The sequence below is a fragment of the Undibacterium sp. KW1 genome (genome assembly GCF_009937955.1).
In the GTDB taxonomy this organism is placed as follows: Bacteria; Pseudomonadota; Gammaproteobacteria; order Burkholderiales; family Burkholderiaceae_D; genus Undibacterium.
In genome coordinates this window covers 5396331-5409247 of the sequence record NZ_AP018439.1, presented here as the reverse complement: position 1 = coordinate 5409247, position 12917 = coordinate 5396331, and the positions used below count along the sequence as shown (strand labels likewise).

The following is a 12917-nucleotide window of genomic DNA, read 5'->3' as shown; positions in this document are numbered from 1 at the left end:
AGTGATATATTCAGACAGGGTGATGCACAAGTTGCAGCAGGCGTTCACGCCAGGCAATGAAGTTCGGTGAAGATTTGACTGCACGCGCATCGCCCGAGGCCAGATATTCGCCAGAAAACGGTAACTCAAATTGTTGGGCAATGCGGCCAGGACGCGGCGACATGACGATTACCCGCGTGCCCAGAAAAAGTGCTTCCTCTACACTATGGGTAATAAAAAAAATAGTCTTGCCGCTGCTTTGCCAGACCTTGACCAGCAGTTCTTGTATCGCCTCACGCGTCAGGGCATCAAGCGCACCCATGGGTTCGTCCATCAGCAGCACGCGCGGATTATTGGCCAGCGCACGGGCTATCCCTACCCGTTGTTGCATGCCACCAGACAATTGATAGACGGGCGACGCCACAAATTGCTCAAGCCCCACGAGACGCAACTGATCCAGCGCAAGCGCATTGCGCTGCTCACGTGCGATGCCCCTAAAGCGCAATCCCAGCGCGACATTGTCGAGCACATTCAACCACGGCATCAGCGCATGCTTTTGGAATACCACACCCACGTCAGGGCTGGGCCCATTGATTGCCACATCATCCAGCGTGAGTTCACCTTCAGAAGCTTGGATGAAACCGGCCAGGCAATTCAGCAAAGTGGTCTTGCCACATCCTGAAGGGCCAAGGGCGACGACAAATTCTCCTGGCGCGATAGACAGGTTGACGTCGGACAAGGCCAGTGCTTCGTCAGACCCGGCCGCGGCAAAGCGCACCGACAGCCTGCGTATATCAAGTCGGCCGCCGCTATGCGCAGCCGACGGGCTTATTGTGCTGCCGCTTTGCGTACCCATGTGGCATTGACTCCTGCACTGTAGTCTGGCAAAACATTCTGGATCGTGCCCTGGGTTTTCAGGAAGGCCGCTGTTGCCGCCAGCGATTTAGCCGCACCGCCACCCAGCCATTGTGCCGACGCCTGTTGCTGCAAAGTCGGAAACTCATATAGTGCCAGGCTGGCAGGAACCTCAGCAGCCTCAGCCCATTTGGCGACTGCCTTGATTTGCGCTGAGTCTGTTTTCCAGTTTGCCTTGTTGTTGCGGTAGTCGGCATCTGTGGCCGCCAATAGCTTCACCAGCTCTGTGAGGAATGCATCATTCTGTTTGGCGAAATCCTTGTTGACCACGATGCCATCAAAGGTTGCCGTACCAGTTTGCTTGGCGATCTCGCCAGAAGAGATCAGGGTCTTGCCAGTCTTCTTCACTTTGGCGAGTACTGGATCCCAAATGAAAGTCGCATCAATATCACCACGCTCCCACGCTGCAGCAATTTCTGGTGGACGCAGATTGATAATCTTGACGCCGCGCGCATCTACCTTTGCATGTTCCAGTGCCAGCAGTGTATGGAAATGCGAGGTCGAGACAAACGGCACTGCAATGCGCTTGCCATTCAGATCCGCCAGCGTTTTGACATTGCTTCCATTACGCACCACCAGAGCTTCCGCGTCATTGATATTGTCCAGTATCCAGAACAACTGTATGTTCAATCCCTGCGACAAGCCAGAGGCAATCGGTGCCGCCCCAGCTTCGCCTATATGCACCGAACCAGAGGCCAGCGCCCGGATCACGTCAGCACCACTGGCCAGCTTGCGGAAAGTGACTTTGTATCCTGTCTTTTGTTCCAGGTTGTGCGTTTCCTGCGCATAACGCCAGGGCACGACCATGTCCTGATAAGCGATGACTACTTCTTTGTTTTCAGCTAATGCGCTTCCGCTAAGGAAGACACTGGTGGCCAGAGCAAGTATATGCAGATTCTTTTTCATGAGTGGTGACGGATAAGTGACAGATGGCCCAGTATATGGGCCTGTTTTGTGCGACAAAACGAATCTTTCCGACTATGAATATGCGAGTGCTGCTGGTGAATTGTCGCTAACCTAGCGACATGTTTGCTGCTAGCTTCAGCAAACATTGGAAGCCTTCATAGGGAACAGTATTGCGGTAAAGCTGCAAGTGACAGTCATAAAAGCTTCATGCCAACTCTGGATGATATTGAAAAGCCTTGAGGGTTGGCGATTTGGTTAAAATTAATTCCCAAATTATCGAGAGCAGGAATTTTCGAAACCGTTTCACCTCAGAAATTAGGTAATCCAGAATCGAGGTCTGTGCCTGCGCCGGAAGTAAGGATTATTGCATTTTCCTCAGAAATCAGCCGCGCCACCTGGACCATATCGTCGTCGATTAGCAATATTATTTGAGATCATAATAGCCCAACGTAGTACCCATATTTGCATTTTTAGTAATTTCTATGTTTAAATCACTAGTGTCCCAACGTTTCTCACAGGAATTTAAGTCGTTCTTGGCACCTAATATTTCATTTAAAGATGGAATTGTTCGTTTGCTAGCTGAATTGACCCTGTCAGTTTGATCCACCTTCCACTTCCTGGCGAAGTCGGCCACCCGGTCATACGACCCCTCAAATCCCAGTTCTTTCAGATCGAGATGAAGCTGCTTTAAGCTTCGTCGCTGCTTACGATTTTTACTCGCTTCGGTTTTAAGCCAGCTTGAAAGCTGTAATGCATATTTATCGATGGCGCTTGTTGTTTGCCGATCCGCGTAGGCTGGCTCTCTGACTTCGGAGCGCAGATAGCGCCGGACAGTGTTGCGAGAGATGCCCAGTCGTCTGGCGATCTCGGGTAATGGAATCTGGTCACGAATGTGCCAGCGTCGAATAATACCTAGTAATGCCACGTCAATCACTCCTGCTCCCTACTCATCAAGATAAGTAGGATTGTGTGCTAAACGTGGGTCAATTTTAGATGCAATTTATCCAGCAAAGTGGGGCAATCTTCAGTGCAAATCAACAACAAGAGGCATTACAACGTGGATCAGAAAAACTAACAAACAGCACTAACAAAGGTGGTATCCGACCTTTAGCTGCTAAAAGGCGATCCGCTCGTTATAAGTCAATGAAAGCTGCAAGTTCTAATTCGAAAATCCCCTTGAAACTATAAATTTATATTCATCTGATATAGCTGCGTAGCCTCGAATGAGCGTGATTTCGGCAATGAACCGAACATTAGGAATAAGTGGTTTTTTTTAAATAAAAAGGCCCATTTCAAGAAACTGGTATTTTGTAAGATGACCCAAACAATTCTTGCCTCGAATTTCGCGCACCACTCAATCTCTTCGTACGCATGAAACTATGTTGATGTGTCCTAAGCAAGCATTGCACGCTTTTGAAGGTGTTCAAAATCCCTCGGTGGGCATTGGTTGACATTCAAACCTCCTACATGCGCCACCAAGGATCGCTCGGTTACAGCCATCTTCTAGGCAATATTTACAACCGGTACTGCAATTTGTTGAGCAATGGCGTTGTATAGATCGGTATCTGTCTCTGGTGTCCGAATCGATATAAGAAGACAGTAACGTGCTGGCAAATCGTAGCGCTCAAGTTTTTGGCGTGTTCTCCACCAACCCGCTGCAGGATAGACTGCCAAGTGTCCACGACTTGCGAGGTCGGCTGCAGTACCCTTCCAAGTGTCTTGATGTAGGGAACCTTTGTTTCGCTTGTCGCCGAGAATCCAGGCGGAGTCACGGGGACTTTGATGCTCGCCATTGTCCTCTTGTGCCGCAGCGGCGTTGACACGGGCAATGAAGTCATCAAGCGGTTCCAGAGCGCGACGAACATCAAATCGCAGGCGGTGCGACGGGTAGTGATACTTTGACGCTGATCCACGTGAAGACGGATTTGGTTCAATGAAATATGAAATCGTGACTCGCATTTCAACCTGCAAAGCGCCAAGAGCTTCAAGTTCATCTTTCGGCCATGGTAGCGTGTGCAAATTCATATCTCTAGATTTGACCGTGCTACCTTCTTTTTGGTACGGATGAATCGAGTCCTCGACCACCAAGGTCAATGAGTTTGCCATGCTCCAAATGGCTCTATCAACATTGGGAACACCCCAGCCGCAATGTCGGATGAGGTTAATATAATCAGTTTTTGTCGGCGCGCCTTGAGCAGGTAAATACGTTTGTTGCATCGCAGGCGTCCATTCAGCCGAATGGACAATCAAAGCGCGAATTGTCTCGGGGTTAAAAGCAGGGTATTCAGCCATCAGTTGCGCTGCCATGCGTGCACACAGGACAGATGCAGCGCTCGTGGCGTTCGTAATGGTAAAAAGCCGCTCTTGTGGATTGTTGTGAGTTGTAAGCAGACTCAAACTGGGCAAGACCCATGCACCCAGTGGGTCGCGGGCGGCGTTCCCACCTTCAAACACAACGTCAGGTTTCAAAGGCCAAGCTCGCTCCCAAGTCGCAGACGAACTCGTCATAGGGCTAAGCCCACCGGTTGGTGCTATTGTTGTGCAATTGAGATAGTCTGCCTCCGAAATTCCCACCTTAGTCGTATAAGCGCCCACTGTAAGGGAATTCCAAGCCTGCCCTGGATCATGGATCAAATTCGTAGACAGACATGCGGGATAGTTCAGCCATGCGTTCTGATCGAACATATTGCCAGTGGATTGAATGAAAAGCCGAGGAAATTCACCGTTGTGGTCGGCATCTGCCGCCAGTCGGTCCACCATTGAAGACCAACTCGACGGACGACCACGATCCCGGTAATCAGCAGATGTGACAGTGGAATTGAATACACGTGGTCGATTTGGAGCCGCCACTTCAGGTTGGCTTACCGCGTCGGCGAACAAGCTGGCATGAAGCTCATTTGAACCCTGATTGTCACCATGGTCTTCGACTAGTTTTACAGCTTCCACAAGATGATCAATTCGGATAGGTAAACTTGACGACAATGCTTCGGTCAAGTCTCCGTATGCTGCAATACCAACCATGCCTGTACCATGATTTGCAAAATCATGAACGCCCCAAGCAGGACTGACAGTGTGCAGGTCGTCATTTTGGATGACTGGCGCAACCAATGGATGTGCTCGATTCACACCACTATCGAGTAAACAAATTCGAGGGGCATTTTCCACGTCGTCGGAAAAAATGGCTCGGGCAAGTAGGTCGTCTTGCCACCCTTGTTGTTCCTCAACAGGCATGCCATCGAAAAATTCAGCGGTTTCCTTTGCTCGTCGTAGCTCCGCGACACAGTTCAACGCCATCACTGACTGTGAAAATTGGTTCTCTGATCCATACATGAGAAGGACAACACGTTCGGGGAAATCCGCTCGGGATGTACTGACTTGGCAACCAGTCGTCGCCGCAAGTTTCCGGAAATCGTTGACAACTTCCTCTCGGATTTCGCCATGTTTACCACGAACGGGAAGCCATACCTCCCACCAAAACGCAACGGACTGGTCTTCTGGGAGGAGTGATGGGTCGTCTGTCCACAAAGCTCGCAATTCTGCCGCTCGAATTGATGCGATTGTGTTTAATAACGCTTTGTTGTCGAGTGCACTGCCGTTCTTATTCTTCTTTTCCGCGAGATAGTCGGTGACGTATTTCTCGAAGTGCACGAGCTGTCCATCCGGCACAAAGACGTTGGCGATTGTATGGTTGCCGTCTTGGCGGACACTCAGCAATTCGATGCGTTTCGTGTCATTGCCGAGTTTTGTGAATGCCAGTTCCACGTCAGGTTGTCCAATGAATTGGATCTGCACCCCAAACCCGGCTTCAAGTTCCTGTTCCTGTTGCAGCGCTTTGGCGCGCTCGGCGATTGGTGCGAGCGCTGCTAATTGGGCGTGTAGCGAAGCGCCATGCTGGGCGCGTGGTAAGTTGGGAACAGTCGGTTTCGCTCCCCCATTTGGAGTATGGGCTGTGAACGGCTTACGTTGGGATGTCTCGATCAGTACGAGGTGAGGGCGCTTAGCGCTTACCGGTTCCGTCATTGGTTGGCAGCTCTTTGTAATTATTGCCGGTTAATTTAACGCTGATTTGCTTACGCTCATGCAGCATGTTGATTAGGCTAGTCTCTGATACCGTGTCTCCATCGTGAAGGATCACGTCCTTGATCGATTCATCGACCGCGCGGCACAGTTCGGCATAACTCAAGGTTTCGGCTTCACTCACAGCCATCTTCATGTTGAATTTTTTTGGCTTGAATTTGCCTAGGCGACGATTGAGCAACATCGCGACTTGTTCATGACCAGGTAACTTATACTCGATCACGTCATCGAATCGACGGAAGAGAGCATAGTCAAGAATTTCAGGATGGTTTGTTGCTGCGATGATGAGGCTGTTCGAATGGTCGTGTTCAATCATCTGCAAGAAGCTATTGAGCACTCGGCGAATCTCACCCACGTCATTCGCCAATCCGCGTTGTGAACCAATAGCGTCGAATTCATCGAAGAAATAAACGCCACGCACCTCGGCAATAGAATCAAAAACTTGCCGCAGTTTCGCTGCGGTCTCACCCATAAATTTGGTGATGAGCGCATCAAGCCGGACGAGGAAGAGCGGTATACCTAGTTCTCCTGCCAAGGCCGACGCAGTCATAGTCTTGCCTGAACCTGGACGCCCGACTAGCAAAAGCTTGCGGCGTGGTGACAGCCCATGTTCGCGAATCTTCGCAAACTGTCGTTGTTCTTTGATAATACGAAGCAGTTGGTTATCAACATCTTCATCGAGCACCATGTCGACAACGCGCGTGGCCGGGTAACTAACGCTAAGAAGGCTAGCAAGCTCACCGCGCGGCTGACTCAGTTGTACAAGTTTTCCAGGTTGGCCATTTACGCGTCGAGCCTTGGCTGCATCGACCATGTCTCGTAGTTCTTCGGCCAATTTCCCGTGTCCCAGCTTTGCTTCGTGCGCTGCAACCTGCATCGCAACGGACAAAAAATGGCTATCGTCGCCGTTCAGGTGCGACTTCAGCAGAGCCTTGATTTGTTCCGCACTAGCCATAACATTCCAGAATTGTATAGTTGTATATTACTCTACTACACCTGCGGCGAGGAAGAGCGTTTAGGGGTGAGCTTGCGGCTAAATTTTGCGTGATGCGATTCTATCTAGGATAGCAGATCGTTTCCCGACGAATGTGCGCCAGTTGTCTCATTTACCATCGAGAGCGATCTCGACGGTTTTATGCCAAAAAATGTCGCCGAATTTCGCTTTGCGACCGACCCGACCTTGTGAATTTTGGCACATCGGGCACAAATTATACGGACACAAACGGTGCCACTTCTCGAGTCTGCCACGTGACTCGGGGTGGGGGGCGCATCCTAATTGGCAAGTTCGGTCGAACATTGAAGCCCAGGCTGTTGGAACAACGCTTTCCTTTGAACCGGAAATAGACCGGACACAAGGACTGAGTTGTTTTGAAAACAAAAATGCCCACTTCAAGAAGCGGGCATTTTGTAAGGTTATTCCTTGGTGGCCCGGGGCGGAATCGAACCACCGACACAAGGATTTTCAATCCTCTGCTCTACCGACTGAGCTACCAGGCCAAGACCAAGAATTATAGACATGTTGGGTGCGGTTTGCAAGCTTTTTCTAAAAAAATCTGTGTTTCCCTCTATGGCGGGGCTTTGATCTGGCGCATCGGGCAGGTGGGTGGGCTTCCCGTATAATGGGGCATTATCTGGTTTTTGATGGGGGACTGATGTCTGCTCAGGTGCGGGATTGCGATATTTGTATTGTTGGTAATGGGGCGGTTGGCAAGGCGGCGGCTTTGGGCTTTGCCCAGGCGGGTTTGCGTGTGAACTTGTTGTGCGCTCCTGGTTCTGGAGTGCCTGCAGTTGTTCCAAATCCGGCTCCCGGTTCAACTGCTGACTGGGATGTGCGGGTATATGCGCTTAACCATGTGGCGCATGATTTGCTGTCTTCATTAAAAGTCTGGGATGCACTGGATCAGGCGCGGGTAGCACCTGTGTCAGCCATGCAGGTGCAGGGTGGCGGTATCGATGCGGGCAGGCTGGGCTTTGATGCTTATGGCGCGCATGTGAATGAACTGGCCTGGATCATCGAAGACAAGAATCTGAATCAGGCGCTGGATACGGCTTTGCGGTTTGCGCAAAATCTGACGTTGGTGCAGGGGCGGGCGCAGGCTTTGGTGGTACAGCCTGATGCTGCGCAAATAGTGCTGGACGATGGCAGCAGCATACGTGCGTCTCTGATCATCGGCGCAGATGGTGCACAGTCCTGGGTACGAGGTGCTTGCGATATTGGACTGGATTACCGTTCTTATCATCAGCAGGGTGTGGTGACTAATTTTGAATGTACCAAACCGCATCATGGTGTTGCTCATCAGTGGTTTGTACAAGAGCAGGGCATTATCGCCTTGCTGCCTTTGCCGGGTAACCGTGTATCGCTGGTATGGTCGGCACCCGATGCACTGGCCGAGACTTTATTGCGCGAGCCTTTGTCGGCGCTGGTTGAGCGTTTGATGCCATATTGTGGTGAAGTGCTTGGTGCCTTGCAGCCAGTTTTGCCAGAGGCGATCAAGGCTTTTCCTTTGCGTCTGATGCGGCCGCACAGCATGATCGCGCCACGGGTTGCGCTGGTGGGGGATGCTGCGCACGCTGTGCATCCGCTGGCGGGGCATGGCATGAACCTGGGTTTTGCTGACGTGGTTGATTTGCTGAAAGTGATTAAAGAAAAAGAAACACACCGTGATTGCGGTGATGCCCGTTTGCTGGGCCGCTACCAGCGTGCGCGCAAGGAAGAAGTGATGCTGATGCTGGCGACCACAGATGGTTTGGCGCGCCTGTTTGCATCTGATTTGACGCCTTTGCGTACAATACGTGATCTGGGATTGAACTTGCTGGACCGCTTGCCGGTCATAAAGAACAAATTAATCGCCCACGCCATGGGGAAATAAGCCCGGAGTGGTGTCGTGGTGTGTTTGTAAGTTTGCAGCAATGAATGCGACCAAGAACCAGACCAGGCATTTTATGGTTTTGACGTTCTTGCACAAGTATGAAGAAAATGAAAGAAGATTGAAAATGAAAAAAACTCTACAAGGCCTGATGGTCATTGCGCTGGCCTTGGCTGGCAGTGTCTTTGCTGCTGAGACGGCGCAAGAAGCCAATGTGCGCAAGCTGGTACAGCCCACATTTCGCGAAGGTGTGAAGATTGATTCTGTGACCAAGACGCCATACTCAGGTCTGTTCGAGGTACGCATAGGTTCAGATATCATGTACACCGATGAGAAGGCACAATTCCTGTTCACGGGTGAAGTCATAGACGCAAAGAATGGCACCAATTACACCAAGGCCAGGATAGATGACCTGACCAAGGTGAAGTTTTCTGAGCTGCCGCTGGACTCTGCTCTGAAGATGGTCAAGGGTGATGGCAAGCGTGTCATTGCGGTATTTGAAGATCCGAATTGTGGCTATTGCAAACAGTTCCGTAAGACGCTGGCGACGATGGACAACATCACTGTTTACACGTTCATGTACAACATTCTGGCAGAGGATTCCAAAACCAAATCCAAAAACATCTGGTGTTCTGCTGACCGTAACAAGGCCTGGGACGAATGGATGTTGCACGGCAAGGTCGCACCTGAGGCTGCTGCCAACTGCAATACACCCAACGATAAAATTTTTGCCCTTGGCCAAAAGTTGCGTGTAACGGGTACGCCTTCTGTTTTCTTTACAGATGGCACGCGTGCGCCTGGCATGCTGGATGTCAAAACGCTGGAAAGCAGGATTGCTGCAGCGGCCAGCAATAGCAAAGCCAACTAATCCATTTAAAGTAATAATTCACGATGACTTCGTCGCCACGCTGGACAGGCATTTTGCTGGCAGCAGGACGCGGTCGTCGTTTTGATGCCAGTGGTCAGCAAGACAAACTCTTGCAAATACTGGCGTATGGCAAATCGGTGGCCCAGCATAGCGCACACAATTTGCTGGCGGTCATGCCGCATGTTGTTGCTGTGCTGAGGCCAGATAATTCGGAGTTGACAGGCCAATTGCAGGCAATGGGTATTGAGTGCCTGGTCTGTCATGACGCTGATGCGGGCATGGCTAATTCTCTCAAACATGCCTTGCGTGCCACCGCTGACAGTGCTGGATGGGTCATCGCCCTCGCCGATATGCCCTCAGTAAAAACTTCTACCATATCACTATTGTTTGAAGCCTTGCAGGCAGGGGCTGGAATAGTCGCGCCGGTGTATCAGGGACGGCGCGGTAACCCGGTTGGGTTTGCCAATCAATACTTGCCGCAATTGCTGGATTTGCAGGGTGATGTTGGTGCCCGCAGTGTTTTACAAAGCAATCCGCTCACGCAAATAGAAGTGGATGACCCTGGCATTCATGAGGATATTGATACCTGCGATGCCTTGCTCAGCCATTTGGGTAAAGGCGGGAAAGCAAATGCTTGAAATACAGGATTCAATGATTTTGTGATTAAAATACTGCAAATAAGATATGGTTTCACAGACGATACGTACGACGGCTAAGGATTTTCCACAATTTTTGACCTTCACCGCCAGTTTTGTTGCTTCTAAATAGCTTGTGGATATATCTATACAACTAAAATAACCATAGAATAGCGGTTTTCTTCCACCTGATTTAGAAGTGGGCGGTATTGGTGCTGCCAAAATGTATGGATAATCTCAATCGAAAACTGGCAATACGGATAGGCATTGCCGGGCTTGCACCATTTATCTTTTTGACGCTGGCTTGCTGGATCGTGCATCCAGACTGGTTGGGGGCTCTGATCAAGGCACAACTGCATTATGGCATTGTGATTTTGTCTTTTCTTGGCGGCCTGCATTGGGGCGTCGCTCTCATGGCAGGTGGCGGGCATGAGAATGAAAACAAAAAAGTCCTGATCTGGGGCGTAGTTCCCATTATTATTGCCTGGCTGTTTTTGAACCATATGCTGATAGGTTTTATCGTGCAGGTTGCCGGTTTTATCGCGACCTACAAGATAGACAAGCGTCTCTATCAATCTTATGGTGTGCCAGCATGGTTTATCAATTTGCGTTTGCAATTGACACGTGCAGTTGTAGGGGCGCAGTTATTTACTTTTATTGCGGCCAATGTACGTAATTACACCGCGTCATAAAATTCTGTTCCGACTTCCCACTCCTCACTTCAGTACTCATTATTTAAGAAACAGAAAGATCGTTCAGAATGAAAAAAACGATAACAACAAAGAGACAAGTGACGAACGTGTCTGCATCAGCCCATGCACTGGCATATACCATCGTCCCCAAGGACCTGGCCGGACATATGTACCTGGTCACGCTGGATATCGCAGCACCTGATACCGATGGTCAGATCGTCAGCTTGCCGGCATGGATACCCGGCAGTTATATGGTGCGTGAATTTGCCCGCAACATCGTGCAGATCAAGGCCAGCTCTGACGGCAAAAAAGTCGCACTGAAAAAGCTCGACAAACACACTTGGCAAGCTGCGCCTTGCAAAGGCGCTCTGCGCATCACTTATGAAGTATATGCCTGGGATTTGTCGGTTCGTGCAGCGCACCTCGATCAAAGCCATGGTTTCTTCAATGGCACCAGCGTATTTTTGAGCGTGCATGGCCAGGAAATGAATGCGCATGTGGTTGATATCCAGCGTTCTGACGATGTCGCCTGCAAGACCTGGCGCGTTGCCACGTCGCTACCTGAGCTGAAAGCCAAGCGCTACGGCTTTGGTACTTATATAGCCGCCAATTATGATGAACTGATAGATCACCCGGTTGAAATGGGTGATTTTGCGCTGGCGACATTTGATGCGCACGGCATCTCGCATGATTTTGTCGTGACCGGCAAAGTACCGAATATGGATATGGAGCGCATCGTCGCAGATGTACAAAAAATCTGTGAAACGCAAATCGCTTTCTTCGAACCGCGCACCAAAAAAGCACCAATGGACCGCTATGTCTTCATGACCATGGTGGTGGGCGAAGGTTATGGCGGTCTGGAGCATCGTGCTTCTACTGCGTTGATTTGCAACCGCACTGATTTGCCAGTCAAACACCAGGCGGAAATGAGCGATGGCTATCGCGGCTTTTTGGGCCTGTGCAGCCATGAATATTTCCACACCTGGAACGTCAAGCGCATCAAGCCTGCGGCCTTTGCCAGCTATGATTTGCGTCACGAAAACTACACCAGCCTGCTGTGGGTATTTGAAGGCTTCACCAGCTACTATGATGACTTGATGCTGGTACGTGCAGGCGTGATTGATGAAGCTGCTTACTTCAAATTGCTGGCCAAAACCATCAATATGGTGACACGTGGCAGCGGTCGTACAAAGCAAAGCGTGGCTGAATCCAGCTTCGATGCTTGGACCAAGTACTATCGCCAGGATGAAAATTCACCGAATGCGATAGTCAGTTATTACACCAAGGGTTCTCTGGTGGCACTGGGCCTGGATTTGATGATACGTGCAGAAACTGCAGGTAAAAAATCCCTCGATGACGTCATGCGCGCCATGTGGCAAAAATTTGGCCGCGACTTTTATGAGCGCAGCCTCTCAGGCAAGCAGCAAGGCCTGGGCGAGACTGAGTTTGAAAGTCTGGTCGAGCAAGTCACAGGCGTGAATGTACGCCGCTTCCTCGACAAGCATGTACGCGGTACTGAAGATGTGCCGCTGGCAGGTTTGTATGCAGACTTCGCCTTGCAGGTAAATGAAGGCAGTGGAAATAAAAAAGCCAGCCTTGGCGTGCGTGTAGTGCGCGACGGTAATGACTGCAAGATCGCCAATGCACATGAAGGCCGTGCAGCACATGTCGCTGGTTTGTCGCCCAACGATCTCATCATCGCCATCAATGGTTTGCGTGTCACTGCTGCAGATGCTGCTGATAGTCTGGCTACGGCGCTGGGACGGTATCGCGTAGGTGAGACTGTGCAGATTCATGCCTTCCGCCGTGATGAATTGTTGACAGTGCAGGCTAAATTGCAGGCGGATGATGTACCAGCCGTGAGCCTGACAGTGCAGGCAGCAGGCAAGGTTGCCAGTTTGGTGAGACCAAGCTTTCAGAAGTCTGGCAAGAAGTAAGTTGTAAACTGCATCTAATCTGATATCTGATAACGCGCCGT

At 50.5% G+C, this 12917-nt stretch carries 10 protein-coding genes and 1 tRNA gene; 5 read left to right on the top strand and 6 right to left on the bottom strand.

The window, feature by feature from the left end:
• Positions 1 to 10: 10 nt before the first annotated feature.
• From UNDKW_RS24280 to UNDKW_RS24255, 6 genes are all read right to left on the bottom strand, one after another.
• Entirely contained in the window at positions 11 to 835 is an 825-nt protein-coding gene (locus UNDKW_RS24280) for a taurine ABC transporter ATP-binding protein (protein ID WP_162060847.1), read from the bottom strand.
• Positions 808 to 1800: a taurine ABC transporter substrate-binding protein gene (gene tauA / locus UNDKW_RS24275; protein WP_162060846.1), complete on the bottom strand. Its 993-nt coding sequence runs from the start codon at positions 1798 to 1800 to the stop codon at positions 808 to 810. Before tauA ends, UNDKW_RS24280 begins: the two co-directional genes overlap by 28 nt.
• A gap of 424 nt (positions 1801 to 2224) precedes the next feature.
• Positions 2225 to 2725: a helix-turn-helix domain-containing protein gene (locus tag UNDKW_RS24270; protein ID WP_370529051.1), complete on the bottom strand. Its 501-nt coding sequence runs from the start codon at positions 2723 to 2725 to the stop codon at positions 2225 to 2227.
• A gap of 578 nt (positions 2726 to 3303) precedes the next feature.
• Positions 3304 to 5820, bottom strand: a complete 2517-nt coding sequence (locus UNDKW_RS24265) for a S8 family peptidase (protein WP_162060845.1) — start codon at positions 5818 to 5820, stop codon at positions 3304 to 3306.
• Positions 5798 to 6832 (bottom strand): AAA family ATPase, encoded by a 1035-nt coding sequence (locus tag UNDKW_RS24260; RefSeq protein WP_162060844.1) that lies wholly within the window; start codon positions 6830 to 6832, stop codon positions 5798 to 5800. Before UNDKW_RS24260 ends, UNDKW_RS24265 begins: the two co-directional genes overlap by 23 nt.
• 466 nt (positions 6833 to 7298) lie before the next feature.
• Positions 7299 to 7374, bottom strand: a tRNA-Phe gene (locus tag UNDKW_RS24255).
• 155 nt (positions 7375 to 7529) lie between these two features.
• On the opposite strand from UNDKW_RS24255, the gene UNDKW_RS24250 reads away from it, so the two are divergent.
• The 5 genes from UNDKW_RS24250 to UNDKW_RS24230 all read left to right on the top strand — a co-directional run bounded on the left by UNDKW_RS24250 (position 7530) and on the right by UNDKW_RS24230 (position 12876).
• The gene (locus tag UNDKW_RS24250) at positions 7530 to 8747 is read left to right on the top strand and encodes a UbiH/UbiF family hydroxylase (RefSeq protein WP_162060843.1); all 1218 of its coding nucleotides are present in this window, start codon (positions 7530 to 7532) and stop codon (positions 8745 to 8747) included.
• A 124-nt stretch (positions 8748 to 8871) separates the two neighbouring features.
• Positions 8872 to 9612, top strand: a complete 741-nt coding sequence (locus tag UNDKW_RS24245) for a DsbC family protein (RefSeq protein WP_162060842.1) — start codon at positions 8872 to 8874, stop codon at positions 9610 to 9612.
• Between the two features lie 23 nt (positions 9613 to 9635).
• Positions 9636 to 10250: an NTP transferase domain-containing protein gene (locus UNDKW_RS24240; RefSeq protein ID WP_162060841.1), complete on the top strand. Its 615-nt coding sequence runs from the start codon at positions 9636 to 9638 to the stop codon at positions 10248 to 10250.
• Between the two features lie 224 nt (positions 10251 to 10474).
• Entirely contained in the window at positions 10475 to 10939 is a 465-nt protein-coding gene (locus UNDKW_RS24235) for a DUF3429 domain-containing protein (RefSeq protein WP_162043392.1), read from the top strand.
• 68 nt (positions 10940 to 11007) lie between these two features.
• The gene (locus tag UNDKW_RS24230; protein WP_162060840.1) at positions 11008 to 12876 is read left to right on the top strand and encodes a PDZ domain-containing protein; all 1869 of its coding nucleotides are present in this window, start codon (positions 11008 to 11010) and stop codon (positions 12874 to 12876) included.
• Positions 12877 to 12917 lie beyond the last annotated feature (41 nt).

Coding starts and splice junctions, on each gene's coding strand:
- UNDKW_RS24280 (WP_162060847.1), bottom strand. CDS start 835: ATGGGTACGCAAAGCGGCAGCACAATAAGCCCGTCGGCTGCGCATAGC.
- tauA (WP_162060846.1), bottom strand. CDS start 1,800: ATGAAAAAGAATCTGCATATACTTGCTCTGGCCACCAGTGTCTTCCTT.
- UNDKW_RS24265 (WP_162060845.1), bottom strand. CDS start 5,820: ATGACGGAACCGGTAAGCGCTAAGCGCCCTCACCTCGTACTGATCGAG.
- UNDKW_RS24260 (WP_162060844.1), bottom strand. CDS start 6,832: ATGGCTAGTGCGGAACAAATCAAGGCTCTGCTGAAGTCGCACCTGAAC.
- UNDKW_RS24250 (WP_162060843.1), top strand. CDS start 7,530: ATGTCTGCTCAGGTGCGGGATTGCGATATTTGTATTGTTGGTAATGGG.
- UNDKW_RS24245 (WP_162060842.1), top strand. CDS start 8,872: ATGAAAAAAACTCTACAAGGCCTGATGGTCATTGCGCTGGCCTTGGCT.
- UNDKW_RS24240 (WP_162060841.1), top strand. CDS start 9,636: ATGACTTCGTCGCCACGCTGGACAGGCATTTTGCTGGCAGCAGGACGC.
- UNDKW_RS24235 (WP_162043392.1), top strand. CDS start 10,475: ATGGATAATCTCAATCGAAAACTGGCAATACGGATAGGCATTGCCGGG.
- UNDKW_RS24230 (WP_162060840.1), top strand. CDS start 11,008: ATGAAAAAAACGATAACAACAAAGAGACAAGTGACGAACGTGTCTGCA.